Source organism: Haladaptatus sp. CMAA 1909, assembly GCF_043952005.1.
In the GTDB taxonomy this organism is placed as follows: Archaea; Halobacteriota; Halobacteria; order Halobacteriales; family Haladaptataceae; genus Haladaptatus.
Genome location: NZ_JBIOAV010000001.1, coordinates 3,329,954 through 3,353,759, shown reverse-complemented (window position 1 = coordinate 3,353,759; position 23,806 = coordinate 3,329,954). Strand labels below are relative to the sequence as shown.

Sequence of the window (23,806 nt, the reverse complement as noted above, 5' to 3'; positions counted from 1 at the left end):
CGCGGGTCGATTCGACCCGCGCCGAACGCTCGACCGTCGTAAAAGCTGGGCGAGTGGCTTTATTTACGTCCCTCCCGTTCACGGGCGTATGGCGAATTTGCTCTCGGACGAGGAGATAGACAGTCAGAAACCGGACGACTGGGAGCGGGAGGGTGACGAAATCGTCCGCACATACGAGTTCGACGACTACTTGGACGGCGTCTCGTTCGCCACGGACGTCGGCGAAGTCGCAGAAGAGGAGTTCCATCACCCCGAAATAATTATCGGGTACAAGGAAGTCGAGGTTCGGTTGACGAGTCACGAGGAGGGCGGCATCACGGACGACGACGTGGAGATGGCGGAGCGGTTCGACGATCTGCGCTGATGGACGCCCGCTACGTCTTCGCTGTTCGGTTCCGCCTCGAACCGGACGTCCCGGGGGTCGGTCTCGACCCGCAGGAGTTCGAGACGCGGCTGTATCGCCGCGCCGACCCGCCGGGGGAGGACGGATGGCAGTTCTTCCGCGACAACCTCTGGCGGGGGAACATCGGCGACGAACGCTACTTTCGGACGTTGACGAGCGAAGCATTGGGCGTACCCGTGACGAGCGTCGAGTATCGCGTATTCGAAACGGACGAGGAGTATTACGACGCGTTGAAGGCCGAAATCGCCGAGGATTTGGCGGCGTTCAAGGCCGATTCGGTGTCGGAAGTGATTTCGAAGTACCTCGGGAGTTCGGTCGAAGTCGAGCGCTAATCGACAGACCCTTTCCCGCGACGGACCGACCACCGACCATGAGCACGATTCGGGTCGTCTGGGGAACCGCGAGCGGACCGACAAGGATGTCGTCGTACGACGCCGCGCTGGCGGAGGCGAACGTTCACAACTACAACCTCGTCTCCGTCTCGTCGGTCATCCCCGCCGACACGTCGGTCGAAACGGTCGGGACCGCACCCGACCTCGGACCGGCCGGAAATCGCCTGACGGTGGTAGAGGCACGCGCGACGCGCGCCGGACCGGGGCACGTCTCGGCCGGATTGGGATGGACGGAAAGCGACGGCGCGGGACTGTTCTACGAGGCCGCCGGCGACACCGACGCGACGGAGATCGAAGACCGCGTCCGGGCGGGGTTGGACGCGGGTCGCGACCTGCGCGACTGGAATTTTTCGGGAGAAGAGACGAAAATCGTCAGCACCGACGCCGAATCCGGGACGTACGTCACCGCCCTCGTCCTCGCGGTGTACGGCGAAAGCGAGCCGATTTGTTAGTTTCCGGGGACGACGGGTTTATACGGCACTCCCCCTTATCAAAGGGCAGTAGCCCGAATGAATGGAAATACTCCCTACGCTGGCACCCCCGACGTGACGCCGGCCGGCCAACAAGCGGCCGTCGATGTCGATGAACTTACTCCCGAGCAGCGGCGCCATCTACGGGACAGCGTTGCGGATATCGCAACGCTGACTCGCAAGTACCTCCCCGAGGAGTACGTCATCGGTTCGCAGGTGACGAACAGCCTCACCGGTCCGCAGGCGTCCGTGTCGGTGCAACCTCCCGTTGGTCACATCGTCAGCGCCGGGTTCGAACCGGAAACGCACGAACTCGACGACAACGAACTCATCGACGCCGAAGAGCGCGACGAAGTCGCCCGCGGCCTCGCGGCCAGCGCCGCCCTGCAAGTCAAGCAGGCGATCGAGGACAAAATCACGCCGACCGCCCGCTAGGCGGCCGGTTCGACGGCGGTCGATTGAACATCGCGTCGGCGATGAAACTCGCCGAGACGATACTTGCGACGGTTATTCCGAGGTGAAACGGAATCGAGAGCGTCGCCGCCGCAACCAACCCGACGAGCAACACGGACGGCACGGCGAGCAGGACGAGGTCGTAGTACGAAACCGGCCAGCGGGCGATACGACTGTCGAATCGGTTTCTCACACGCACGATTCATCCCTCCGGGGGAAACTATTACCGCGAAAAACTAAAGCGTAACTCCCGCACCGTATCGCCCGCCTCGGGTTTTACTTGCCCCAGAAGGGGTCGCGTTTGCGCTGCTTGTCGAGATACATCCGAAGCGCTTCGAGTTCGTCGCCGGGGATGTCGTCCGATAGCTCCTGTTCCAGAATCTTGGCGTGTTTTTCGGGGAGTTCGATCCACAACTCGTCGCCCTCGTCTATCTGCCGGCCGACCGTCGGGCCGTCGATGGCGACGCTGACGCGACTTCCCGCGCGTGCCTCGTCCACGTCCTCGCCCTGCTCCTGAATCCCTTTGATGGTGCCGACGCGCTTCGGTTCGTTCGCCTCGAACTTGGCGACGAAAGAGTTGTTCCGCACCGTGCCCGACATGACTTCGACGCCGACGACCGCCGGGTCGTTCTGTCGGAACACGTGGTCTTCGAGGATACGGAAGCGGGCCGGTCGGGAGATGTTGTCGAGGACGGTCCGTTGCTGGGCGCGCTCCATCTCGTCCACGTACTCCTCGTACTCCTCGATGAGTTGGTAGATGACGTCGCTGTCGAATAGTCGAACGTCACGCTGTTCCGCCTCGTCCGCCGCGTCGGCGAGGACATCCACGTTGAACGCCAGAATCGTCTCGTGCTTCCGTTCGTCCGCCGTGGTCGCAAAGCGGATGTCCCGCGGGGCCACGTCGCCGACCTCCGCACGCATGACCGGGATCTCTTCCTCTTCGAGCGTACTGACGATGGCTTCGAGGCTGCCGAGGGTGTCCGCCTTGACGACGACGCCCTCTTCTTGAGTACTGACCTCGACTTCCGCGAGTTCCGCTTGGACCTCCTCGACGACGTCCTCGATTTCGCGGTCGCGGACGACGCGGACGGGCGCACCCGCCATCGCCTCGTCCAAATTCGGTGCCGCGATCTTCACCCCGGCCGCCGCCGCGATGGAATCGACCTTCTCGAACCGGTCCTCGGTCCGGATTTCGGCCAGCGGTCGCGGTTTCAACAGGGCGCGGACGTCCGTCACGATGGGTTCGTTCATCCCACCGACGACGATGGTCTCGTCGGTTCGGATGGTGCCGTCGTACAGCACCACGTCGAGCGTCGTCCCGAAGCCCTTCTCCTCCTTGACTTCGAGGACGGTTCCGGCACCCGGTCCCGTCACGTCTATCTCCATGTCCTCGCGCATGTAGCGCTGGGCCAATCCCATCAACACCGTGAGGACGTCGGGGACGCCCTCGCCCGTCTCCGCGCTGACGGGGACGACGCCGATGTTGTTCTGGAAGTTCTGGACGCGCCAGTAGAGGTCCGCCGAAAAGCCCGCGTCGCTGAGTTCTCCGATGAGTTCGTACAGGCTGCTGTCGAGCGTCGAGCGCGCGCGGTCGCTTTGTGCGTCGTACGTTTGCTGGACCGGGGCGTCCATCTCGGGGTTCCATCCCGGCGTTGTGTCTATCTTGTTCGCGGCGACGATGAACGGCGTCTGTGACTGTTTGAGGATGTTGATGGCCTCCACCGTCTGCGGCTGGAAGCCGTCGTTTACGTCCACCACGAGGATGGCGATGTCCGCGAGCGCCCCGCCTCGTGAACGAAGGGTCGTAAACGAATGGTGACCCGGGGTATCGATGAAGAGTAGCCCCGGCAGGTCGAAGTCGTCCGGGTTGACCAGTTTCCCGGCGACTTTCGACACCACGTCGAGCGGCACGGCCGTCGCACCGATGTGTTGTGTAATCGCTCCCGCCTCGCCCTCGATGACCGTCGAGCCGCGGATCTTGTCGAGCAGGCTGGTCTTGCCGTGGTCGACGTGACCGAGGACTGCGACGATGGGAGTCCTGAGGGATCGAGTTTCCGTTTCGTGTGTATCTGTGTCCGACATACCTACCACCCGGGAGAAGTTCTTATCACAGAACAGCCCCGCACGGCATTTAACTCCATCGCCACGCTCGTCCGGCTGTCCCTCGATTCGCCGGACATTCCGTCGAAGCGGACGGCTACTCCCCGTGGAGTTTATGTAGTAGCGGTCGGTAATCACCTCGTATGCCGAGCATACTCGCGGAAAACCTCTCGGGAAAGGCCGTCATGGGTTCTGACGGTACGGAACTGGGAATGCTCTACAACATCACGATGAACCTGAAGACGGGGGGGCTATCGAGCCTCGTCGTCGAACCCGACGAACAGCTCGATACAGACACCGTCGACCTCGACACCAACGAAGACGGTCATTTCGAACTACCCGTAAACCGAGTGCAAGCGGTTAAAGACTACATCGTCGTTCAGCGGTAAATGTACGTTTTAGACTCCTCAGCCTTCATCAACGAGTATCACACCACCCAACAGACGGCGTCGATTCCGATGGTTCAGGACGAACTCGAAGGCGAACACGCCTTCCGATTCGACGCCATGGAGGGTTCGGGAATGCACATTCACATCCCCCGCGACGACGCCGTCGAGAAGGTGCAACGCGCGGCGGACCACACGGGCGATTTGGACGTGCTCTCGGATACCGACATCCGACTCGTCGCGTCCGCGTTCGAACTCGATGGAACCCTCGTCACGGACGATTACGCGATGCAGAACGTCGCCGACCGATTGGACGTGACCGTCGAGGTCATCGCGCAGGACGGTATCGAGGAACAGCTCGACTGGTCGTTCCAGTGTTCGGGCTGTGGTCGGGAGTTCGACGAGAACAAGGACCGGTGCCCCATCTGCGGCAGCCCGCTCTCGCGGAAGAATCCAAACTGACGGGGCGTACGGACGAACGCGGTTCCCGCTCGTCCGCATTCAGCCGGCGAACTGGAGATACATCAACGCAAAGAGGATGGCGTCGAACGTCCCGTGAACGAGAGCCGACGCCGTGAGGTTCCCCGTCTTCAGGTACACCGTTCCGAGGACGAGCGAGAGGAAGAAGATGACGAGGAGCGTCCCCGCCAGTTCGAGGAGCGTCGAACCCGTCGCGTAGGCGAGGACGTGGGCGAGCGCGAACACGATGCTCGCGACGACGACGGCACCGTACTCCGAGAAAGAATCGTACAGTGACTTCTGAATGATGTTCCGATACAGCAGCTCCTCGCACGGCCCGATGACGAGCCACGAGAGCGGGATGAAAAGCAGTAGAATGGCCGGATTGCCGTTTCGCGCCTGTTGCTCGACGCTGTGACTTGCCGTCCGGACGCCGAGTTGAGTCAGCAGGAACGACAGCAGGAACATCACGAGGAAGATTACGACGATTCCCGCGGCGGTGTAGCCGAGGTCACGTCGAGTCGGAATTTCGAAATCGAGGTAGGAGCGACCCAGTCCTCGCCCGGCGAGGAAAATGAGGGCGACGGTCCCCGTTCCGAGACCCAACGAAACGACACTGAGACCGGATTGAACCATGGTTCCGACCCGACCGCCGGCAAGAACGAGGAGGATCGACGCCCACACGGAGATGGCGAGGAGCCCCGAAAAACCGAGCGCGCCGCTTTGAAGCACTGCACGCACCATCTCGCCGAGCGATGTAGGGGCCGAAGATTCGCCGACGCCTGTCACGGTACCGTCTTCCATGTCGAAACGATGCGCCCACGACGGTAAATGTTCTCCGACCGGTCAGTCGGTTCGACGGAACAAGCCGAGGCCCAAAAGCCCGACGAGCGCGAGGAGGACGCCGAATCCCGGTTGCCCCTCGCTCTCGGTCCGCGGGTCCGCGGCCTTTTCGAGGTCCGTGCTGGCGGTTCGAGTGGTGGTTTCGGTCGCTTTCGAAGTGCTCGCCTCGGACGTCTCCGACGCCATCGCCGTGGTTTCGGTCGCGGTCGTGGACGTCATCGCTTCGGTCGTCGTCGCGGTGTCGTTCGCCGTCGTTTTCGACCGGGTTCGGAGGACGCCATGGACGGTGGCCAAGGCGTCGAGGTCCGTCGAGTTGTTTCGTGGTAACCCGACGACCACGCCGAACTCCGTGCCGGATTCGAAATCGGAGAAGTTGAACGTTACGGCGAACGTGCCGTCGGAGGAAACCGCCACCGATTGGGACATGAAGAACTGATTCGGGGCCTGAATCTGCACTTCGAGTTTCGTACCCGGGTCGAGCGTCGTGTTCCCGCGGATCGATTGGTCGCCCGCGGCTTCGAGAACGATGGGGGTCTCCTCGTGATTAATCGACACCGAACTGTTGTTCGCGGTGGTCTCCTCGTGGTTGAGCGGGGTAGTACGCATCACGCCGGATTCGTGTGATACCCACGCAGATGTCACGCCAGCAACGGCTGAGAGGAGAACGGCTATCATAACGACCATGCGAATCAAATGTCGCCTGTACATACTGAAAATGCGCCGTTCAGCGTCCGACGCAGTGGACATACGAGCGAAGTTCGTCGGTCGGTATATGCTTTGTGAACGGCGGTTATTCTACCGTAAGCGTCGATTTTTCTGCAACTTCGTCCGCTTCCTCGAAGTCGCCGCCGCCGAGAAGGCCGCGAGCGGCACGTTTCCCCCACTCGACCGCCGGTTGGTCGAACGTCTCGACGCTGTACAGTTCGCCCGCGAGAACGCACGCGGCTTCGAAACAGTAACAGAGTTCGCCGAGTCCGTACTCGTCGACGCGGTCGATTTCGAGGCGGACGTTGGGTTGGCCCGACGCCGCGAGACTCGCTTCGGTCGCCTCGAACTCGGCCGAGAGGAGTTCCCCGAGACTGGCACCGCCGAGGTATTCGAGGCCGGAAAGGTCGGTTTCGGGAATCGAGCGGTTCTCCCGCTCGGTCGGCCGAACGAACGTCACCATCTTGTCGCTGGGTCCGGCGCGATACAGTTGGAGCTGTGAGTGTTGGTCCGTCGCGCCGAGCGCCCGCACCGGCGTCTGTCCCAATCCGTCCTTGCCGAGGCTTTCGGCCCACAACTGCGCGAACCACTCCGCGAAGGTTTCGAGCGATTCCGCGTAGGGCATCACGGCGTTGATTCCCGCGCCGCGTTCGTCCAGCGCGTAGGTCGCCGCGCCGTAGGCGTAGGCGGGCGACTCGAACAGCGACCCCGAAAGTCGGTCGGCCTCGGCTTGCGCACCGTCGAGAACGGCGTCGATGTCGTGACCCTGAATCGCGGCACAGGCGAGTCCGACGGTCGAGAGCATCGAGAACCGACCCGGAACGCCGTCGGGGACGTCGAGCGCGGGCAGGTCGTGACGGTCGGCGAGGTTTCTGAGGTTTCCCTCCTCGCCCGTTGTGACGAACGTTCGGTCCGTCCAATCCACGTTCGCGTCCTCCATCGCGTCGCGGACGACGAGGAAATTCGCCAACGTCTCCGCCGTCGTTCCCGAGCGCGAGACGACGTTGACCGCCGTGTCGGAGAGCGGGAGTCGGTCGAGGAGCGACGCGACGTGTTCGGGGTCCACGTTGTCGAGGAAGTAGGCGTCCACGTCCGAGTCGAGTCCGTTCGCCAGCGTCGCCGCCCCGAGCGCGCTGCCGCCGATGCCGACGGTGAGCACCGCTTCCGCGTCGGCGAACGGTTCGACCGCGGTTCGGATTTCCTCCGCGTCGGTGGTTTGTGGGAGGTTCAACGACGCGTAGCCGTGTTCGTCGTTCGCGCGGCCGGTTTCGATTCGCTCGTGGGCGTCCGCGACGCGTTCGTCCAATCGGGAGAGTGCGTCGCGTGAAACGCCGGGTGAGGCAACTGTGTCGAGAGCGTTGCCGAGGTCAACTCGCATACGAAACTCCGCATCCTCGGACGTAAAAAAGACACCTCCTTCGACGCGGTGAACGGTAGTTTTCGGATAGCAGGTCGATTTTCCGTGGAGAGGGAATCTTCGACGAACGTCGTCGTTTCTCGGACTTTCACGACCGCTGGAATCGGCCGACGGCACAACCGCCAAATCAGCAATCGAGACAACCACCGAAACCCGAATGTTCACAACAGCCAGAGAACAGCAATCGACGCACCCGCAGGTTCCTCGTTACTTCCCGTGAGCGAAGCGAACGGACTCGGAGCGGACCGGAGAGGTGCTTCGCACCTCGCAGGGAGCACCGAGGTTTTGGTCCAGATTTTGCAAGGGAGGAAGGCCGAAAGCGACGCCGCTCGGCGTCGCTTTCGGCTCCCGACCACAGCAAAAGGTGGGTATTAGTACGCGTACCGCAGGTTCGGCACCGTCGACTGGTCGCCCGCCTCCATCGTTTCGAGCGCGCCCTCGAAGTCGTCCATGGTCACTTCGGTCCGCCCGTCGCGGATGGCGAACATGCCGGATTCGGTCGTCAGGCTCTCTATCTCCGCACCGCTGAAGTCCTCCGTCGCCCGGGAGAGTCGGTCGAAATCCACGTCGTCGTCGAGGTTCATGCCGTCCGTGTGGATTTCGAGGATGCGACGGCGACCCTCCGCGGTCGGGTTCGGGACTTCGATGAGGCGGTCGAAGCGACCCGGGCGGAGGATGGCGCTGTCGAGCATGTCGAAGCGGTTGGTCGCCGCGATGATGCGGATGTTGCCGCGATCCTCGAAGCCGTCCATCTCCGAGAGCAGTTGCATCATCGTCCGCTGGACCTCCGCGTCACCGGAGGTCTTCGAGTCGGTGCGCTTCGACGCCACGGCGTCGATTTCGTCGATGAAGATGACGGCAGGTTCGCGCTCCGCCGCGAGGGAGAACAGGTCGCGGACGAGTTTCGCGCCCTCGCCGATGAACTTCTGGACGAGTTCGGATCCGGCCATCTTGATGAACGTTGCGTCGGTTTCGTTGGCGACTGCTTTCGCCAACATCGTCTTCCCGGTGCCGGGCGGGCCGTAGAGCAGGACGCCGGACGGCGGTTCGATACCGGCCTCCTCGAACTGCTCGGGGTTGACGAGGGGTTCCTCGACCGCTTCCCGAACCTCCCGAATCTGGTCGTCGATGCCGCCGATGTCTCCGTAGGTGACGGCCGGGGACGCATCGACTTCCATCGCCTGCGCTCGGGCGTCCTTTTCGGTGTCCAACAACCGCTGGATGGTGAACGAATCGTTGACCGCGACGCGGTCACCCGCCTCGATGTCTTCCCGGAGTTGGACCGCCATGTCGGTCAGCACCTCCTGGTTGTTCCCGTGCTGTTTGATGATGACGCCGTCCTCGGTCACGTCCTCGACGGTTGCGACGTACAGCGAGGTCGTCTTCAGCATCTCGTTCTCGCGCTGGAGTTTGTCGACCTCCTCCGCGAGGTCCTCCCGCCGGTCGGCCGCCGCATCGACGCGCTCACCGAGTTTGTCGTTGACCTTCGTGATATCCGTGAAATGCTCTTGGAGCGCCGACAGGCGCTCTTCGTCGGACATCTCCGGGTCCAATTCGAGCGTCGGTCTGTCTGGGACGGATGGACTGCGTGACATTTCTTGTTCAAGCGTATGGCGCCACATTAAAAGTGCCTTTGGGTCGCGGGTGGACTCGGAAGGTCGGTATCAGTCGACCTTCGACGCTCACTCTCGGGGTTTCACGCGTAATACGGAGCAGAGATGACGCGAAACGTACGGAACCGTCCCTCTCAGAGCAGCGCTTCCATCTCGTCCAACTGCTCCCCGTACACGTCGAGGGCGCGCTGAATCGGTTCCGGCGAACTCATATCGACGCCGGCACCGCGAAGGAGTTCGAGGGGATACTCGCGCGACCCGTTGCTGAGGAAGTCGAGGTACCGCTCGGCGGCGGGTTCGCCCTCCTTCAGAATTTTGTCGGCCAGTGCGACGGCGGCGCTGATTCCCGTGCTGTACTGGTAGACGTAGTAGGCGCGGTAGAAGTGGGGGATACGCATCCACTCGCGCTCGATTCGCTCGTCGACGGCGGCGGGTTCGTAGAACTCGCGTTTCAGGTCGCCGTAAATCCCGTCCAACCTGTCGGGGGTGAGCGCCTCGTTGTTCTCCGCGACTTGGTGGGTGCGATACTCGAAGTCGGCGAACAGCGTCTGTCGGTACAGGGTCGAACGGAACCGTTCGAGGTACTCGTTGAGGACGTGGCGGCGGAAATCGGGGTCCTCGACGGTTTCGAGCAGGTGATGGGTCAACAGCGCCTCGTTGACGGTACTCGCCACCTCGGCGACGAATATCTCGTATCCGCTGTAGGCGTACGGTTGCGTCTCGCTCGTCAACTGCGAGTGCAGCGAGTGGCCGAGTTCGTGGGCCAACGTGTACATCGACGCGATGTCGTCCTGATAGTTCATCAGGATGAACGGCTGGGTGTCGTAGGTCCCGCCGCTGTAGGCACCGCTTCGCTTGTCCTGCGATTCGTACACGTCGATCCATCGGGACTCGATTCCCTCCGCGACGCGCGACTGGTAATCCTCGCCGAGCGCACCCACCGCGTCCACGACGTACTCGACCGCCTGGTCGTAGTCGAGGTCCGGGCTTTCGGTGTCGGTCATCGGCATGTAGACGTCCCACATCCGGAGTACGTCCACGTCGAGGCTTCGGCGCTTGAGTTCCGCGTGACGGTGGAGTTTGTCGAGGTTGTCCCGGACGGTGTCGAGGAGGTTGTCGTACACCTCGACGGGGACGTTCGGCCCGTCGAGCGCCGCCTCCCGTGCCGTGTCGTAGTTCCGGGCACGGGCGTACTTCACGTCGGCCTTGACGCTGTTCTTGTACGCCGCGCCGACGGCGTTTCGGACGTCGCTCCACTCGTCGAAGTAGCCCTCGTACACCGTCTGGCGGAACTCGCGGTCGGGGTTCTTGAGGAGGTTGACGAAGTTGCTCTGGGTGATTTCCACCGACTCCCCGTCGGGGTCTTCGACCGTCGGGAACGTCATGTCGGCGTTCGAGAGCATGCTGTAGATGTCGTTCGGCGCGCCCGTGACCTCGCCGAACTCCGCGAGGAGGTTCTCGATTTCCGCGGAACGGGTGTGTTCTTTCATCCGAATCACGTCGTCCAAGGCATGTTCGTACGTCTCCAGTCCGTCCGTCTCGGCTATCATCCGGTCGAGTTCGTCGCGGTCCAACGACTGGATTTCGGGTTCGACGAAACTCGTCGCGCTCCCGGCGCGCGACGCGAGAGACTGGGCGCGCGTGGCGAGCGCCTGATACTCCTGGTCGGACGTGTCCTCGTCGCTCCGCATTCGGGCGTAGGAGGCGACCATGGACACCTCGCGCCCGAGTTCGTCCGAAAGTTGGAGGACGGTGAACAGCGTTTCGCCGTCGTCCGTCACCTGACCTTCGTACTTCTCCAACTCGCCGAGGCGCTCCTCCACGTCCTCGTACGCCTCCTCCCACTCCTCGTCGGTCGCGTATATGCTCTCCAAATTCCACTTGTATTGGGCGTCGATATCGCTCCGTTCGGGAACAGAACTCATACCATACCTTGAACCACCCCGCCCGTAAACGTTGAGATTCCGGTGGCAGGAATTCCGCCAAAAAGAGGTTTTTAACGGATGACGACGCATGGCCAGTATGTCCGAGGAGATATGCGGCGCGCTCGGAGAGATGTGGCAGGACGACTATCCGTGGGAATTTCTGACGAAACTGACGGAGCTCGAAAACAGGATGGGCGGCCATCCCGGCGAGCGGCGGGCGGCAGAGTTGGTGGTAGAGGGATTCGAACGGGCCGGAGCGCGGAACGCCCACCTCGAACCGTTCGACATGGACTGTTGGAGTCGCGGGTCCGCGGAACTCGCCCTGACGGACCCCGTAGAACGGTCGTTCGAGACCATCGCGCTCCCGTATTCGATCGCGGGGGACGTCCGGGGGGAACTGGTGGACGTGGGTCACGGTATGCCGGACGAGATAGACGGAAAGGACGTGGCCGGAAAGATAGCCATCGCCAGCACGACGACCCCGGAGGGCAGCAGGTTCATCCACCGGATGGAGAAGTTCGGCTACGCCGCCGCCGCGGGTGCGGAGGGGTTCATCTTCCACAACCACGTTCCGGGTCAGCTACCGCCGACCGGTTCGCTCACGTTCGGCGACGAGGCCGCGCTTCCCGCCGTCGGCGTCAGCAAGGAGTCCGGCGCGTGGTTGACCGAATACGCGGCGAAAAACGGGACCGCACGGCTGGTCGTGGACGCCCGAACCGAACCGGGAACGAGCCACAACGCCGTCGCGGAACTCGGCCCGGAGACGGACGAGGAAGTGGTCGTCGTCGCGCACTTGGACGCACACGATATCGCGGAGGGTGCCCTCGACAACGGGTGTGGAATCACCGTGGTCGTCGCGATGGCGCACCTGCTCTCGAAGGTGGACCTCGACGCCCGCGTCCGGGTCGTGGGCGTCGGCTGTGAGGAAATCGGCCTGCTGGGTGCCGAAGCGCTGGTCGAGTCGCTCGACACGGACCGGGTCAAAGCGGTCGTGAACGTCGACGGCGCGGGACGGTTCCGCGACATGCGGGCGTACCTCCACGGTTCTGAGACGATGCGTTCGGTCGTCGAAACCGTCTCCGGGGAGTCGAATCAGCCGATTCTGCTTCAGGAGGGCGTCCACCCGTTCAGCGACCACTGGCCGTTCCTAAAGGCGGGCGTCCCGGCGCTGCAACTGCACAGCGAACCGGACAACAGTGCGCCCGGCGAACGCGGCCGAGGGTGGGGTCACACCCACGCCGACACGCGGGACAAGGTGGACGACCGGAACCTCCGCGAACACGCCATGCTGGCGGCGCTTCTCGTCCGCGAGGTGGCCGCCCGCGAAGACATTCCGCGACCGAAACCCGAAGACCTCGTGGAAAACCTCCGCGAGCAGGAGTACGAAGAAGGGATGCGGGCGGCCGGTGTTTGGCCGGAGGACTGGAACTAAGCCCGGTGTCTGACTTCGCGCCGGACTATTTCTTCGACGAGTTTTCCGGCCCCGCGAACGACGAGGTAGACGCCGATGACCAGCGAGGCGAGCGCGAAGAGGGCATACAGAATTATTCCGAAGAAACCGAAAGCGCTCGCGGCGATACCGCCGAGGACCTGTCCGACGGAGATGGCAACGACGCCGAGAACGACGTTCGTCGTTACGTCCCACAATAGTTCATCGTTAACCATGCACGCGAAAAAGAGGGGAGCCGGGATAAAATTATTCCACGCCGAGGCGGATGTCGCGTGCCACGCGGCTTCTGCTTCGGCGTTCAACCGCGAGGTCCCCGAACACGTCGCGGAGGGTTTTCACCGCCGCGCCGTCCACCGAGAACTCACAGTCGTACTCGACGTGGGAGAGGTAGAGCGGATGCGCGGGTGCACAGGGAACGCCCTCATTTCCGTCGAGGGAGTCCGGCGCGAGGACGGAATCGATTTTCGACATCTCGGCGTCACCGGTCGCGATGGAGTGAATCAGCGAGACGACTCGGCGGACGAGGTTTCTGGCGAACCCACCCGCGGAGAGCGTGAAGACGAGGTAATCGCCGTCCCGAACGACCTGAACGTCGAGATCCCGGACCGTCCCATCGGTGTCCGACGTCAGGTTGTGAAAGTCGTGTTCGCCCGACAGTCGCTCGGATGCGTCCTTCGCCAATCCGAGGTTCGCACGCGGCGCATAGCAGTGGTAGACGTACTCCCGATAGTAGACGTCGTGGGTCGCGTGGAACGCGGGAACGACGTCCGTACTCGCCCACGCGCGAATTTCGCCCGGGAGTTCGCTGTTGAACGCCGACGGCGTGAGCCAATCGGGACAGTCGAACGCGACCGTCTGTGCGAGGGCGGACACCCCCGAATCCGTCCGACCGGCGGCGGCATACCCGTCCGGGACGGTGTCGGTGACACCGAGCGCACGAAGCGACTCGAACATCGCATCTTCGACCGTCGGAACGTCCGGCTGTCGTTGAAATCCGTAGAACGGACGACCATCATAGGCGATTCGAAAGGCACGCATCGACATTCGATACAGAAGCCGAGGGTATAGTTCGTCGGTTGTTACCGTGTCTGCACGCGTCCGTTGAGAAACCGTCACGAAAAACAGGGCCGACGTTCGAGGACAGTATCGGTGGGATATGGTCGAATGTGGGAGTTACGGTCGCTCGGTGAATCCAGTAACGTAGGTCTGTTCGTGAGCAGGGAACACCTCGTCCACGGTTTGCGCGCCGTGCTCGCGGGCGAGAAGCGTTCGGAGTTCTGCCTCGTAGTCCGCCTTCCGAATCTCGTCGCTCGGCCCGGACTCCACATCGAGCGTCGCCGCGACGAGGCGGTCGACCGCCCCGCGACCGAACCCGGAAAGCGGAACGATGTAGTCGATATCGTGTCGGTCTTCGAGGCTCTGAGCCTGTGCGCGCGAGACGCTCGGAACGCGGTCGTCGCGTCGAGTGCCGTCCGCGATGGCGTCGAAACCCATCGACGCGACGGCTTCCAACGCGTGGAGGTGCACGTGCTGGATGCCGTTTCGCGGGTAGCCGTCCTCGACCATGCGTTCGACCGCCGTCGCCGCGGCGTCGCCGTCGAGTTCGACCGTCTCGAAGTCGAATCCCGTCGTCTCGGCGGTGTCGCGGGCGTTTTTCCAATCGTCCGTCACGCCGAAATGGGCGGTGATGAGGGTGACGTCGTAGAAGTCGTCGAGCAAGAGGGCGGCGAGCGTCGAATCCTTGCCGCCGCTGTAGAGGAGTCCGAGGTCCATCTCAGCGGCGCTTGATGTTGAAGCTCTTCTTGTCGGGTTTCAGTTCGCGGAGCAACTCCTTCATCTTCGCGTCGTCTATTTTACCGTTGATTCGGCCGCTCTGTGCGATGGCGAGTATCTGCTGTTCGACCTGGTCCGCGAACTGCGGTTTGCTCATTCGAACCGAGTTCAGTCGCTTTCGCGCGCCGTCGGTCAGGTACTGGCGAAGGAGCGCTTGTTTCTGCGCGTCCGCCTGTTGCTGGGCCTGCTGTTGGGCTTCCTCCTGCTGTTGTTGGTCCTGTAGCTCCTCCATCTTCTGTTTCCGAAGCTCTTCGAGTCGGTCGTCGTCGGGACTTCCACTCATACCTTATCGGTTGTTTACCGCGCACGACCAAAAACAATTACGGAGGCGGTCGTTCCGCGAGGAACATGGGTGATGTGTCTCGAACAGTCGAATACGGGAGACTATCGGGGAGAGAATAGCCGAAAAGACTGCGGTCGGTTTACGCGTAGCGTTCGAGTTCCGGACGGTCGAGGTCCGAGAGGACTTCGCCGGCCGTGTCGTCCAGGAAGCTGCGACCCTCGGCCGTGATTTCGCGGCCGCGGTGTTCGTTGGACTGGATGAGATCTTCCTCTTCGAGTTGCTGGAGGATGGCGCGGATGACCTTCTTGCTGCCGTCGGAACGGTGGGCCGGTGCGACGGCGTAGCGGTTCGAACCGCTCTTGCTGCCACCGTACTCGGTCGAGAGGCGTTCGACGCCGATCGGGCCGTTCATGGCGACCTTTCGGAGGAGGCTTCCCGCACGGACGTACCAGAAGTTCTCCTGTTCGGGCGGGAGTTCGCGCTGTGCGCCCGTCTTCGTGAATTCGGCCCAGTCAGGTCGGTCGAATCGATCCTCGAGTTTGTCGGCGAGCGCGTCGATAAGCGCATCCGCCGGAACGTCGTAAAGCGTCGTCATACGACAGATTTCCGTGCGGCGGCGTTTAAAGCCATCGTTACGGAGTTCGACGGGGGCGAGCGATTCCCGTCAATCGCTGTTGATGCTGCCGGTTTTGGCGTTGTCGGCCTCCAACATCGCGGTCGTGGAGCCGCCGATGAGGACCGGGAGGAAGTACGTCGCACCGCGGTGGATGATGGCCGCCGCGCTGGCCGTCGGTACCGAAACGCCGGCCATCGGAACGAGCAGGAGGACCAGCGCGGCGTCCACGCCGCCGAGACCGCCGGGAAGCGGCGCGATACTGGCCATGCTACCGATGGGAACGACGAACAACACCGCGGCGAACGGGACGGTGTAGCCGAGCGCGTAGAACGATAGCCACAGCGACACCGACGAGAGGAGCCATCCGAGCGCGGAGAAGAAGACCGAGAGCAACAGTCCGCGGCGGTCCCCGGCGATGCGTTCGATGGCACCGAAGAATCCGCGGAGTCGATGGATCACCGCTGGCTTCGTCGGCGGGGAGAGCCGCGGGATAAATCGGGCGAGAGCACCGGCTACGCGCACAACGTTGTTCGCGATAGCGAACTCGACCTTGGTCCTGTTTCGCCATCCGAAGACAGCGGCGGCGGGAACCACGACGGCGATTGCAACGATGGCGAGCGCTATCATCACCACCGTGTCGCCGAGCGTGAGCACCGTCGCGTAGTAGGCGACGCCGACGAGCGCGAACGAAATGGAGGGCACGAAGTTGATGGAGTCCACGCTCGCGATGGCCCCGAGGCTGGACTCGTAGTCGGCCTTCGTCGTCCGTGAGATGAGGAGGGCGGCGAACGGTTCGCCGCCCGCCTGTCCGAACGGGGTTACGTTGTTGGCGAACGTTGCACCCGAATAGAGGAAGAACGCTCGGATGACGGAGATTCGAATCCCGAGAACGCGGAGAACGGTACGGAGCGACATCGACCACGCGAAGAGCCATCCGAGGGCGACGACGGCGACGACGGCGACGACGCGGCCGTCCGCCATCGACAGCGTCGCCGTCACCTCGTCGATACCGGCGAGCGAAAAGATGAGGACGAGAACGGCAAGCGCGGCTACGAAGCCGACGAGTATCGTCCGCACGTCGCCCAAGTCGAGACGCATCTACTTTCCAATATCGTGGGGGTGGCTTGAAGCCAGCGAAGACCATTCGTCTTTTTCCCCACCGTGAGAGAAGCACGGGTATGGACGAACGGGCCGCGCTCCGTCTGTTGGCGGGAGAACTCGACCACGCGGGCGACGACGCGGCGGTCATCGACGGACACGTGCTGACGACGGATATGCTACACGAGACGACCGACTTCCCCCGAGGAACGACCCGGTACACCGCCGGCTGGCGGTCGGTCGGTGCCTCCCTGTCGGACGTCGCCGCGATGGGAGCGGACGCCGTCGCGGGCGTCGCCGTCTACGCCGCGCCGACGTTCGAACCGGACGACCTCGAATCGTTCGTCGCGGGCGCGCGGGACGTGTGTGAGTCGGTCGGCGCGCGGTACGTCGGCGGCGATCTGGACACGTTCGAGGAGTTCACGGCCTCGACGACGGTGCTCGGGAGAACGGACGAACCGATACTGCGTTCGGGTGCGAACCCCGGCGACGTGCTCTGTGTGACCGGAACGCTCGGCCGAAGCGGGGCCGCGCTCCGCCTGTTCGAAGCGGGCGAGACGGAGCGGGCCAACGAACTGTTCCGGTTCGAACCACGGATCGCCGCCGGGCGGGCGCTCGCGCCGTTCGCGACGGCGATGATGGATTCGAGCGACGGCCTCGCACGGTCGGTCCACCAACTCGCGGAGGCGAGCGAGTGCGGGTTCGAACTCGACGGCGAATCGATTCCCGTCGCGAAGAGCGTCGGTGAAGTCGCGGACGGTGCGGAGGAAGAGCGGGACCTGAGCCTCTTTTTCGGCGAGGACTTCGAACTCGTGTTCGCCGTTCCCGCGGACGAGGTGGGGGACGCACGGGACGCGTCACCCACGCCGATTTCCGTCGTCGGAGCGGTGACAGACGAAGACGGAAGGTCGGAATCCAACATCACCATCGACGGCGAACCGCTCCCCGACCGCGGCTATACGCACGGGAAAGACGATCAGTAGTCGGTGAACGTGGATAACGGAGAGATAGATAGGCGGCGAACGGTCGACGGTTACGGAATTATCTTGATCGGCGTCGGCGTGAAACAGAGGATGCCGAGGGCGAACGTGAGGAGCCCGAGGAGTTTCCGCCGCGTATCGAGGGCGTTGTCGTCGATGGGCGTCGCCGGACCGACGTAGGCGAAGAACATCGAGAGGAAGCCCCAGATGACCCACAGCACGGTCGCGTTGCTCACGTCGAGGACGTAGAAGACGTACGCCGCGAGGCCGAACAGGACCGCGGGAACGAGCGCGGCGATGCTCTCCTGTCGTTCGCCGATCATCGCGCGGACGATGTGCCCGCCATCGAGTTGGCCGACCGGGATGAGGTTGAGGAAGGTGACGAACATGCCGACCCACCCGCCGATGACGACGGGGTTGACCGATTTCGCTGGGTCGTCGTAGGTGAGCGGTTGGCCCATCACGGCGGCGATACCCTTCAGGAGGGGCGGATAGCCGAACTGCACTTCCATGGTGTTCGCGCTGTGGAGTATCGAATCGGGAACCGTCACCGGATCGAGCGTCAACCCGATTGCGGTAACGATGACGGTTGCGACCAGACCAGCGAGCGGTCCGGAGACGCCGATATCGAAGAGCGCTTCGCGGTCCGGCATCTGGCCTTTCATCCGAATGACGGCACCCATCGTCCCGATGAGGGTTGGCATCGGGATGAAGTAGGGAAGCGTCGCGTCCACGCCGTGGTAGCGACTCATGATGTAGTGACCGAACTCGTGGGTTCCGAGTACCCCCAGTACGGCGAACGCGAACGGCCACGCCGCCGCGACTGCCCCGACCGGATTCGAAACGGGGTCGACGTGGTACCACACCGCCCCAGCCCACAGCGTCGAGAGAACGGTGGCGAGGAACAGGAGGACGTTTTTCCACGGAACACCGTCCGGGCCGAGGCGAATCGGTTCGGCGACGAGAACGTACTCCCCCATTCGCGTCGAAAGCGAGACTTCATACCCCTGTTCCCTGAAGAGCGGCCAAATGGTCTGCATCAGTCGCTCTTGGGTGACGAGCGGTTCCCCGTAATAGACCAACTGCTCGCCATCAGTTCGAACGTCGTACACTCGAAACACCGAGCGCAACCGTTCTAGCGAGGGCCCTGCGTCGGGCAGCTCCGTTGAAGCCATTCGCTCGTACTACGGAACGAACGGCTATAAACCCTTAGACGACGGCACCGGACTGGAGTATGGCGATAAGAAGTGTCAGGACTGGGACGCTCACGAGCGTGCTTACGAAGATGGCGGTACTCACGTACTCCGGAGCGGACAATCCGACGCCCGAACTGCGGTCGTACTCGATACTGAGGATGAGCGGCGTCACGGCGGCGGGCATCGCGCATTCGAGGATGAACACGCGTGCGACGGTGAGGTCTTCGAACCCGAGGAGGAAGACGACGCCGACGGCGAGAACGGGTGCCACGACGAGTTTTAGCGCGTTCGAGACACCGACGCGGGCGACCGCCGCCCCGGAATCGGTGTTCGCCAACTGAATCCCGAGCATGAGCAACATGATGGGGATGGCAGCGTTTCCTGTCAGTTCCAACGTACTCATCACCGCGGAATCGGGGGACGGGACCATACCGAGGAATCGGACGAGTCCGGCGGCGAGAACGGCGTAGACGAGCGGCAATTTGAACACTTCCCGGACGGCGGCGAGGTTCGACGTTTCGTCGCCCCGCGAAGCGATGTAGACGCCGAGCGTGTAGGTCAGCACCGACTGGGCAGCGATGTAAAGGATAGCTGTACTGCGTCCGACGTCGTCGAAGGCGAACTGCGAGAGCGGAATCCCGTAATTGCCCGCGTTGGGAAACGTACTCGACAGAACGAGCGCGCCGAGGACGGGTTCCGACTCGCCGAGGGCACGCCCGACGAGTTCGGCGACGGCGGCCATCCCGAGGGTGAAGGCGAGAACACCGGCGGCGAGCGTCACCACGGTTTCCCCGCCGAGCGAGGAGGTGGTCAGACTGTGAAACACTAACGAAGGCGTCAGCACGTAAATCGTGACGGTTCCGAGCACACTGACTTCGATGTCACGGACGGTTCCGAGGAGAAAACCGACGGCGGCGACTGCGAGAACGGGCAGAACGGCGGACGTGAGCGCGGAGACGAGTGACACTGGTCGAACGAACCCATCGAAGGACTACAAAGGCGTCGAAGGAGGAAAATAGGGCGAGGGATAGGGGTGAGAGGGAACTGTGGGGGATTGAGGTGAGAGGACGAGGGGAGTGGAAGGGGCTGTGAGGGGGACCGGCTCGGATGTGAACCGGGCGGCGCGGTCGTTTTCAGGGAAGACGTGGCAGGTTGCGTTCGGGTGCTCCGAGGGGTTCGGAGGAGCGGAGGTCGGGTCGTGGTGGGAATGTGACCGTGGTGTGAACGGTGTGGCTGTGGTGCGGGGGTTGTGGGACGTGGTGGAGGGGTGGGATTCAGGGCGTGGAGTTCGGGAAGCTGTCGGGGGTTCGGTTGCACACGGGGACCCGTGAGCCGAAGTTACGCGGGAGCGATGCGCCACGTGGTCGCACTCGTGTACGACCACTTCTCGACTTCGAGTTCGGCACAGTCGGTCAGTTTGACCATCAGCGCGCCGATCTCCTTGGAGGAGAGACCGACTTCGTCGGCGATGAACTTGCTCTTGAAGTAGAGTTCGCCATCGCTCGCTTTCTCGCAGAGGTACTGCTTGAGGCGGGCTTCCTTGGATTCCGGTTCAGGGCTTTCGGTGGCGGCGTGGGTGGTAGCGCTCATATGCTGACTCCGGTTTCACCATGGAACGGGGATATGTTATAAAGGAAGGAAGCTTAGGGTAGTTTCGGGAATCTTCAGCTGAATTGAATGCAAATCGGCGTGAAAGCGGATAAAAGGGACATTTTACGAACCACTTTGAGAGCCTCTAACCGTTTAAAATGCCTTTTGGTATTTTATTTCATCGAAAATTGGTTGCTAGCCGATATCGACAGAAAATGTCAGTTAAAATAATAAATGTGGGCGTTATCGCTCGTGAACCCAGAACTGTTCGTCGAGCGTCACCTCCTTCTTGAATATCGGCACTTCCGCCTTCAACCGGTCGATGCCGTCCTCGACGGTTCGAAACGCCTCCGCACGGTGCCCGGCGAGGACGACGACGAAGACGATGTCCTCACCGTAGTCGATTCGACCCGTTCGATGGTGCATGAGGACGGTGAAAACGCCGTCGCGCGCTTCGAGGTCCGCTCGAATGGCGTTCATCTTCTCGTCGGCGACGCCCTCGTACATCTCGAAATCGAGGAATTCCGTCGGCGTGTCGTCGTCCGAATCCCTCGCCCTGACGCGGCCCGTGAACGTGGCGATCGCCCCCGAACGCTCCGCTTTCGGGTCGCGTTTTACCCGTGCGACGAGCGATTCGAGCGTTTCGTAGGGCTCGATTGTCCCGAGTTGGGTGACGACCTCCTCGACGTCGAGGGCGTCGGGACTGTCCACTCGGACGAGGAGCGTCCCGGCGTGGTCCGCATCGCCGACCACGACGCGTGGCAGGTCGGCGGAGGGAAACCCGGAGACGACGGCGTAGTCGTGCGTCGGTGCGAGCCTATCGAGAACGTCGTTCAGGGAAACGTCGGCCAAGGAGTCGTTCTTCCCGCGTGCGCACCATCCGTCGGGACCGAGTTCGAACGCGGTTTCGGCGGTCGAACCACTCGGCACCTCGGAGCCACCGGGGCCGCGGGAGTCGTGCGATTCACGTCGGACGGTCCCCACCGTTCCCCGCTCGTCGAACCGGTCGGCGAGTCGGTCGGCAACGGCGTCCGCCCCGTCGCCGACGACACCAACTACCTTCATGAACGTACAGGCGGGAGCGAGGCGCTTTTAGCCTTCGGTCGGAAGTTGAGAACGCTTAAGGCCGCGTCCGGGTAAGACGGCGATAGCATGAAGGTGGTCGTTTCTATCGGCGGTAGCGTGCTCGCGCCGGACTTAGAGTCACAACGGGTGCGTGGACACGCCGAAGTCATCGAATCGCTCGCAACGGAGGGGTGTACCATCGGCGCGGTCGTCGGCGGCGGCGGCGTCGCGCGGGAGTACATCGGAACCGCGCGAAACCTCGGCGCGAACGAGATTGAACTGGACGATATCGGTATCGACGTGACGCGACTCAACGCGCGATTGCTCATCGCCGCCCTCGGTGAGCAGGCCGCCCCGAGTCCGGCGGAAACGTACGAGAAGGCGGGAACCGCGATGCACCGCGGCGACATCGCCGTCATGGGCGGCGTGATGCCCGGACAGACGACGGACGCCGTGAGCGCCGCGCTGGCGGAGTACACGAACGCGGACCTCCTCGTGTACGCCACGAGCGTGAACGGCGTGTACAGCGACGACCCGAACGAAGTCGCGGACGCGACCAAGTACGACGAACTCTCGGCGAGCGAACTCGTGGACGTCATCGCCGACCTCGAAATGACCGCGGGCAGTTCCGCGCCGGTGGACCTGCTGGCCGCGAAACTCATCGGGCGTTCGGGCGTCAGAACCATCGTTCTCGACGGGACGGAACCGGAGCGAATCGCCGATGCGGTCCTCAACGGGGAACACAGCGGAACGGACATCATCCCCGAGGGGGCGGCCGACGAGATGACCTACTGGGTACAAAAATGAGCGCCGGGACGGCACCGACCGACGAACGCGAGGACGGGAACGAGGGGACCCATCACGTCTTCTGGGCCGACGAGGTAGCCGACCGAATCGAGGCGCGAAACCCCGACGACCCCATCGTCATCAAGGGCGGAATATCGCCGTCCGGCGTTCCCCACCTCGGCAACGTCAACGAAATCATGCGCGGTTACTTCGTCGCCGAGGTGCTTCGCGACAGGGGTCACAACGTTCGGCAGGTGTTCACCGCCGACGACCGGGACCCGCTCCGAAAGCTTCCCCGAAAGCTCGCCGACTTGGACGGCAACATCGTCGAGTTGGGCGACGTGAACGCGGGAGCCCTCGGACGCAACCTCGGAAAACCGTATACCGACATCCCGGACCCGTTCGACTGCTGTGAGTCCTACGGCGAACACTTCTCGAACCTCATCCAGCAGAGCGCGGACCTCCTCGGCGTCCCCATCGACGTGGTGTCGAACACCGAGATGTACACGTCCGGCGCACTGGAGGACGTGACACGCGACCTCCTCGAAAATTCGGAGAAAGCACGCGAGGTGCTCGCGGAGTACCAGGACAAGGTGGACGGGGAGTACATCCCCTTCAACCCCATCTGCGAGGAGTGCGGCAAGGTGACGGAGACGGTGACGGAGTTCGACGTGGACGCGGGCACCGTGGAGTACGTTTGCACCGACCTGAAGGCGGGCGACAACGTCATCGACGGCTGCGGACACGAAGGCACGGCGACGCTGCGCGACGGGAAACTCCCGTGGCGCTTCGAGTGGCCCGCCCAGTGGAAGACGCTCGGCGTGGACTTCGAACCGTTCGGCAAGGACCACGCGGAAGGGTCGTGGCCGAGCGGCGAGGACATCGCCCGGAACGTGATGGACTTCGAACCCCCGGTTCCGATGACCTACGAGTGGTTCACGCTCAACGGCCGACCGTTTTCCTCCTCGGAAGGGAACATCGTCCTCGTCGCCGAGGTGTTGGAACTCCTCGAACCCGAGGTGCTGCGCTACTTCTTTACCAAGGATCCGAGCAAGGCACGCGACTTCGACATCGACCGCCTCGACCTGCTCGTGGACGAGTTCGACCGCTTCGAACGGATTTACTTCGGCGAGGAGGACGCCGACGAGCGCGAACGGGCGCTCGCCGAGCGGGTGTACCCGATGGTCGTGGCCGAACCGCGGGAGGAGCGGATACGGATTCCGTACACGTTCGCCGCGATTCTGGGAATGACGGACGACCTCGAACTCCGCGAGGAAATCGCCCGGCGGGAAGGACACATCCCCGACGACGCACCCGAATGGGCCGTCGAAGCCGCCCTCGCGCGTGTCGAGCGCGCGGAGGCGTGGGCACAGCGCACGGGCAACGAGTACGACTACGACCTGAAGCGAACCGAACTGCCGGGCGTGGAACTCGACGACGAGACGGACGCCGCGCTGACGGAACTCGCCGATTTCATCGAGGCGGGCCACGACGGCGAGGAGATTCAGGGCGAAATCTACGAGACGGCAAAGCGCCACGACATCGACATCGGCGACTTCTTCGGCGTCGGCTATCAGCTCTTTTTCGACGAGGAACAGGGACCGAAACTCGGACCGTTCCTCTCGAACCTGGACGAGGAGTTCGTTCTGCGGCGTCTGCGACGCGAGGGCTGACCGCCAATAGAACTAAGTTACTTGGCAGGTAGTTCCTTATTACGTCCATCTAGCAAGGACATAACAAAGT

General features: G+C 63.0%; 27 protein-coding genes. 10 read left to right on the top strand and 17 right to left on the bottom strand.

Annotated elements, in window-relative coordinates; translation table 11 throughout:
- The first annotated feature begins 88 nt into the window (after nucleotides 1-88).
- The 4 genes from ACGYLY_RS18090 to ACGYLY_RS18075 are packed head-to-tail and all read left to right on the top strand — an operon-like array spanning nucleotide 89 to nucleotide 1,700.
- Nucleotides 89-364: a 4a-hydroxytetrahydrobiopterin dehydratase gene (locus ACGYLY_RS18090; RefSeq protein WP_395283503.1), complete on the top strand. Its 276-nt coding sequence runs from the start codon at nucleotides 89-91 to the stop codon at nucleotides 362-364.
- Nucleotides 364-735 (top strand): LWR-salt protein, encoded by a 372-nt coding sequence (gene lwrS / locus ACGYLY_RS18085; RefSeq protein ID WP_395283502.1) that lies wholly within the window; start codon nucleotides 364-366, stop codon nucleotides 733-735. Before ACGYLY_RS18090 ends, lwrS begins: the two co-directional genes overlap by 1 nt.
- 38 nt (nucleotides 736-773) lie before the next feature.
- Nucleotides 774-1,247: a pyruvoyl-dependent arginine decarboxylase gene (locus ACGYLY_RS18080; protein WP_395283501.1), complete on the top strand. Its 474-nt coding sequence runs from the start codon at nucleotides 774-776 to the stop codon at nucleotides 1,245-1,247.
- Between the two features lie 57 nt (nucleotides 1,248-1,304).
- Nucleotides 1,305-1,700: a DUF5811 family protein gene (locus tag ACGYLY_RS18075; protein WP_395283500.1), complete on the top strand. Its 396-nt coding sequence runs from the start codon at nucleotides 1,305-1,307 to the stop codon at nucleotides 1,698-1,700.
- Here ACGYLY_RS18075 and ACGYLY_RS18070 read toward each other — a convergent pair.
- On the bottom strand, nucleotides 1,681-1,911 hold the full coding sequence (locus ACGYLY_RS18070; protein ID WP_395283499.1) for a hypothetical protein: 231 nt from the start codon (nucleotides 1,909-1,911) through the stop codon (nucleotides 1,681-1,683). The two genes, ACGYLY_RS18075 and ACGYLY_RS18070, sit on opposite strands and share 20 nt — an antisense overlap.
- A gap of 83 nt (nucleotides 1,912-1,994) precedes the next feature.
- Nucleotides 1,995-3,800, bottom strand: a complete 1,806-nt coding sequence (gene infB, locus ACGYLY_RS18065; protein ID WP_395283498.1) for a translation initiation factor IF-2 — start codon at nucleotides 3,798-3,800, stop codon at nucleotides 1,995-1,997.
- 161 nt (nucleotides 3,801-3,961) lie between these two features.
- On the opposite strand from infB, the gene ACGYLY_RS18060 reads away from it, so the two are divergent.
- Entirely contained in the window at nucleotides 3,962-4,207 is a 246-nt protein-coding gene (locus tag ACGYLY_RS18060) for a PRC-barrel domain-containing protein (protein WP_231185508.1), read from the top strand.
- Nucleotides 4,208-4,666, top strand: coding sequence for an NOB1 family endonuclease (locus ACGYLY_RS18055; RefSeq protein WP_231185509.1), 459 nt, complete (start codon nucleotides 4,208-4,210; stop codon nucleotides 4,664-4,666).
- A gap of 39 nt (nucleotides 4,667-4,705) precedes the next feature.
- Here ACGYLY_RS18055 and ACGYLY_RS18050 read toward each other — a convergent pair whose 3' ends face one another.
- From ACGYLY_RS18050 to pepF, 5 genes are all read right to left on the bottom strand, one after another.
- The gene (locus ACGYLY_RS18050; RefSeq protein ID WP_395283497.1) at nucleotides 4,706-5,467 is read right to left on the bottom strand and encodes a lysostaphin resistance A-like protein; all 762 of its coding nucleotides are present in this window, start codon (nucleotides 5,465-5,467) and stop codon (nucleotides 4,706-4,708) included.
- A gap of 42 nt (nucleotides 5,468-5,509) precedes the next feature.
- A complete protein-coding gene (locus tag ACGYLY_RS18045; RefSeq protein WP_395283496.1) occupies nucleotides 5,510-6,112 on the bottom strand; it encodes a BGTF surface domain-containing protein in 603 nt (200 codons plus the stop codon).
- A gap of 184 nt (nucleotides 6,113-6,296) precedes the next feature.
- Nucleotides 6,297-7,589 (bottom strand): glucose-6-phosphate isomerase, encoded by a 1,293-nt coding sequence (locus tag ACGYLY_RS18040; RefSeq protein ID WP_395283495.1) that lies wholly within the window; start codon nucleotides 7,587-7,589, stop codon nucleotides 6,297-6,299.
- A gap of 410 nt (nucleotides 7,590-7,999) precedes the next feature.
- Nucleotides 8,000-9,223, bottom strand: coding sequence for a proteasome-activating nucleotidase (locus tag ACGYLY_RS18035; protein ID WP_395283494.1), 1,224 nt, complete (start codon nucleotides 9,221-9,223; stop codon nucleotides 8,000-8,002).
- Between the two features lie 152 nt (nucleotides 9,224-9,375).
- On the bottom strand, nucleotides 9,376-11,166 hold the full coding sequence (pepF, locus tag ACGYLY_RS18030; RefSeq protein WP_395283493.1) for an oligoendopeptidase F: 1,791 nt from the start codon (nucleotides 11,164-11,166) through the stop codon (nucleotides 9,376-9,378).
- 88 nt (nucleotides 11,167-11,254) lie between these two features.
- On the opposite strand from pepF, the gene ACGYLY_RS18025 reads away from it, so the two are divergent.
- Nucleotides 11,255-12,598, top strand: coding sequence for a M28 family peptidase (locus tag ACGYLY_RS18025; RefSeq protein ID WP_395283492.1), 1,344 nt, complete (start codon nucleotides 11,255-11,257; stop codon nucleotides 12,596-12,598).
- Here ACGYLY_RS18025 and ACGYLY_RS18020 read toward each other — a convergent pair.
- The 6 genes from ACGYLY_RS18020 to ACGYLY_RS17995 form a co-directional block, all read right to left on the bottom strand.
- The gene (locus tag ACGYLY_RS18020) at nucleotides 12,595-12,831 is read right to left on the bottom strand and encodes a hypothetical protein (protein WP_395283491.1); all 237 of its coding nucleotides are present in this window, start codon (nucleotides 12,829-12,831) and stop codon (nucleotides 12,595-12,597) included. The genes ACGYLY_RS18025 and ACGYLY_RS18020 overlap by 4 nt on opposite strands.
- Before the next feature lie 31 nt (nucleotides 12,832-12,862).
- The gene (truA, locus tag ACGYLY_RS18015) at nucleotides 12,863-13,654 is read right to left on the bottom strand and encodes a tRNA pseudouridine(38-40) synthase TruA (protein ID WP_395283490.1); all 792 of its coding nucleotides are present in this window, start codon (nucleotides 13,652-13,654) and stop codon (nucleotides 12,863-12,865) included.
- Between the two features lie 135 nt (nucleotides 13,655-13,789).
- Nucleotides 13,790-14,389, bottom strand: a complete 600-nt coding sequence (locus ACGYLY_RS18010) for an asparagine synthase-related protein (protein ID WP_395283489.1) — start codon at nucleotides 14,387-14,389, stop codon at nucleotides 13,790-13,792.
- A 1-nt stretch (nucleotide 14,390) separates the two neighbouring features.
- Nucleotides 14,391-14,732 carry a DNA-binding protein gene (locus ACGYLY_RS18005; protein ID WP_231185519.1) on the bottom strand — a complete coding sequence of 114 codons (342 nt, stop codon included), beginning with the start codon at nucleotides 14,730-14,732 and terminating at the stop codon, nucleotides 14,391-14,393.
- A gap of 139 nt (nucleotides 14,733-14,871) precedes the next feature.
- On the bottom strand, nucleotides 14,872-15,327 hold the full coding sequence (locus ACGYLY_RS18000) for a 30S ribosomal protein S19e (protein ID WP_231185520.1): 456 nt from the start codon (nucleotides 15,325-15,327) through the stop codon (nucleotides 14,872-14,874).
- Nucleotides 15,328-15,396: 69 nt separating this feature from the next.
- Nucleotides 15,397-16,446 carry a lysylphosphatidylglycerol synthase transmembrane domain-containing protein gene (locus ACGYLY_RS17995; RefSeq protein ID WP_395283488.1) on the bottom strand — a complete coding sequence of 350 codons (1,050 nt, stop codon included), beginning with the start codon at nucleotides 16,444-16,446 and terminating at the stop codon, nucleotides 15,397-15,399.
- Nucleotides 16,447-16,526: 80 nt separating this feature from the next.
- Between ACGYLY_RS17995 and thiL the strand changes: the two genes are divergently transcribed.
- The gene (thiL, locus tag ACGYLY_RS17990) at nucleotides 16,527-17,429 is read left to right on the top strand and encodes a thiamine-phosphate kinase (RefSeq protein ID WP_395283487.1); all 903 of its coding nucleotides are present in this window, start codon (nucleotides 16,527-16,529) and stop codon (nucleotides 17,427-17,429) included.
- Nucleotides 17,430-17,479: 50 nt separating this feature from the next.
- Here thiL and ACGYLY_RS17985 read toward each other — a convergent pair whose 3' ends face one another.
- From ACGYLY_RS17985 to ACGYLY_RS17970, 4 genes are all read right to left on the bottom strand, one after another.
- Nucleotides 17,480-18,601, bottom strand: coding sequence for a site-2 protease family protein (locus ACGYLY_RS17985; protein WP_395283486.1), 1,122 nt, complete (start codon nucleotides 18,599-18,601; stop codon nucleotides 17,480-17,482).
- 34 nt (nucleotides 18,602-18,635) lie between these two features.
- On the bottom strand, nucleotides 18,636-19,589 hold the full coding sequence (locus ACGYLY_RS17980) for an AEC family transporter (RefSeq protein ID WP_395283485.1): 954 nt from the start codon (nucleotides 19,587-19,589) through the stop codon (nucleotides 18,636-18,638).
- Between the two features lie 371 nt (nucleotides 19,590-19,960).
- The gene (locus tag ACGYLY_RS17975; RefSeq protein ID WP_395283484.1) at nucleotides 19,961-20,212 is read right to left on the bottom strand and encodes a hypothetical protein; all 252 of its coding nucleotides are present in this window, start codon (nucleotides 20,210-20,212) and stop codon (nucleotides 19,961-19,963) included.
- Between the two features lie 243 nt (nucleotides 20,213-20,455).
- The gene (locus ACGYLY_RS17970) at nucleotides 20,456-21,277 is read right to left on the bottom strand and encodes a molybdopterin synthase (RefSeq protein ID WP_395283483.1); all 822 of its coding nucleotides are present in this window, start codon (nucleotides 21,275-21,277) and stop codon (nucleotides 20,456-20,458) included.
- A gap of 87 nt (nucleotides 21,278-21,364) precedes the next feature.
- Here ACGYLY_RS17970 and pyrH point away from each other — a divergent pair, with 87 nt between their 5' ends.
- On the top strand, nucleotides 21,365-22,084 hold the full coding sequence (gene pyrH, locus ACGYLY_RS17965) for a UMP kinase (RefSeq protein ID WP_231185527.1): 720 nt from the start codon (nucleotides 21,365-21,367) through the stop codon (nucleotides 22,082-22,084).
- Nucleotides 22,081-23,736, top strand: a complete 1,656-nt coding sequence (lysS, locus tag ACGYLY_RS17960; RefSeq protein ID WP_395283482.1) for a lysine--tRNA ligase — start codon at nucleotides 22,081-22,083, stop codon at nucleotides 23,734-23,736. Before pyrH ends, lysS begins: the two co-directional genes overlap by 4 nt.
- Nucleotides 23,737-23,806: the final 70 nt, after the last annotated feature.

What these genes read in the sequence shown, in the direction of transcription:
- ACGYLY_RS18090 (WP_395283503.1), top strand. Translation starts at nt 89, where the DNA reads ATGGCGAATTTGCTCTCGGACGAGGAGATAGACAGTCAGAAACCGGAC.
- lwrS (WP_395283502.1), top strand. Translation starts at nt 364, where the DNA reads ATGGACGCCCGCTACGTCTTCGCTGTTCGGTTCCGCCTCGAACCGGAC.
- ACGYLY_RS18080 (WP_395283501.1), top strand. Translation starts at nt 774, where the DNA reads ATGAGCACGATTCGGGTCGTCTGGGGAACCGCGAGCGGACCGACAAGG.
- ACGYLY_RS18075 (WP_395283500.1), top strand. Translation starts at nt 1,305, where the DNA reads ATGAATGGAAATACTCCCTACGCTGGCACCCCCGACGTGACGCCGGCC.
- infB (WP_395283498.1), bottom strand. Translation starts at nt 3,800, where the DNA reads ATGTCGGACACAGATACACACGAAACGGAAACTCGATCCCTCAGGACT.
- ACGYLY_RS18060 (WP_231185508.1), top strand. Translation starts at nt 3,962, where the DNA reads ATGCCGAGCATACTCGCGGAAAACCTCTCGGGAAAGGCCGTCATGGGT.
- ACGYLY_RS18055 (WP_231185509.1), top strand. Translation starts at nt 4,208, where the DNA reads ATGTACGTTTTAGACTCCTCAGCCTTCATCAACGAGTATCACACCACC.
- ACGYLY_RS18050 (WP_395283497.1), bottom strand. Translation starts at nt 5,467, where the DNA reads ATGGAAGACGGTACCGTGACAGGCGTCGGCGAATCTTCGGCCCCTACA.
- ACGYLY_RS18045 (WP_395283496.1), bottom strand. Translation starts at nt 6,112, where the DNA reads ATGCGTACTACCCCGCTCAACCACGAGGAGACCACCGCGAACAACAGT.
- ACGYLY_RS18040 (WP_395283495.1), bottom strand. Translation starts at nt 7,589, where the DNA reads ATGCGAGTTGACCTCGGCAACGCTCTCGACACAGTTGCCTCACCCGGC.
- ACGYLY_RS18035 (WP_395283494.1), bottom strand. Translation starts at nt 9,223, where the DNA reads ATGTCACGCAGTCCATCCGTCCCAGACAGACCGACGCTCGAATTGGAC.
- pepF (WP_395283493.1), bottom strand. Translation starts at nt 11,166, where the DNA reads ATGAGTTCTGTTCCCGAACGGAGCGATATCGACGCCCAATACAAGTGG.
- ACGYLY_RS18025 (WP_395283492.1), top strand. Translation starts at nt 11,255, where the DNA reads ATGGCCAGTATGTCCGAGGAGATATGCGGCGCGCTCGGAGAGATGTGG.
- ACGYLY_RS18020 (WP_395283491.1), bottom strand. Translation starts at nt 12,831, where the DNA reads ATGGTTAACGATGAACTATTGTGGGACGTAACGACGAACGTCGTTCTC.
- truA (WP_395283490.1), bottom strand. Translation starts at nt 13,654, where the DNA reads ATGCGTGCCTTTCGAATCGCCTATGATGGTCGTCCGTTCTACGGATTT.
- ACGYLY_RS18010 (WP_395283489.1), bottom strand. Translation starts at nt 14,389, where the DNA reads ATGGACCTCGGACTCCTCTACAGCGGCGGCAAGGATTCGACGCTCGCC.
- ACGYLY_RS18005 (WP_231185519.1), bottom strand. Translation starts at nt 14,732, where the DNA reads ATGAGTGGAAGTCCCGACGACGACCGACTCGAAGAGCTTCGGAAACAG.
- ACGYLY_RS18000 (WP_231185520.1), bottom strand. Translation starts at nt 15,327, where the DNA reads ATGACGACGCTTTACGACGTTCCGGCGGATGCGCTTATCGACGCGCTC.
- ACGYLY_RS17995 (WP_395283488.1), bottom strand. Translation starts at nt 16,446, where the DNA reads ATGCGTCTCGACTTGGGCGACGTGCGGACGATACTCGTCGGCTTCGTA.
- thiL (WP_395283487.1), top strand. Translation starts at nt 16,527, where the DNA reads ATGGACGAACGGGCCGCGCTCCGTCTGTTGGCGGGAGAACTCGACCAC.
- ACGYLY_RS17985 (WP_395283486.1), bottom strand. Translation starts at nt 18,601, where the DNA reads ATGGCTTCAACGGAGCTGCCCGACGCAGGGCCCTCGCTAGAACGGTTG.
- ACGYLY_RS17975 (WP_395283484.1), bottom strand. Translation starts at nt 20,212, where the DNA reads ATGAGCGCTACCACCCACGCCGCCACCGAAAGCCCTGAACCGGAATCC.
- ACGYLY_RS17970 (WP_395283483.1), bottom strand. Translation starts at nt 21,277, where the DNA reads ATGAAGGTAGTTGGTGTCGTCGGCGACGGGGCGGACGCCGTTGCCGAC.
- pyrH (WP_231185527.1), top strand. Translation starts at nt 21,365, where the DNA reads ATGAAGGTGGTCGTTTCTATCGGCGGTAGCGTGCTCGCGCCGGACTTA.
- lysS (WP_395283482.1), top strand. Translation starts at nt 22,081, where the DNA reads ATGAGCGCCGGGACGGCACCGACCGACGAACGCGAGGACGGGAACGAG.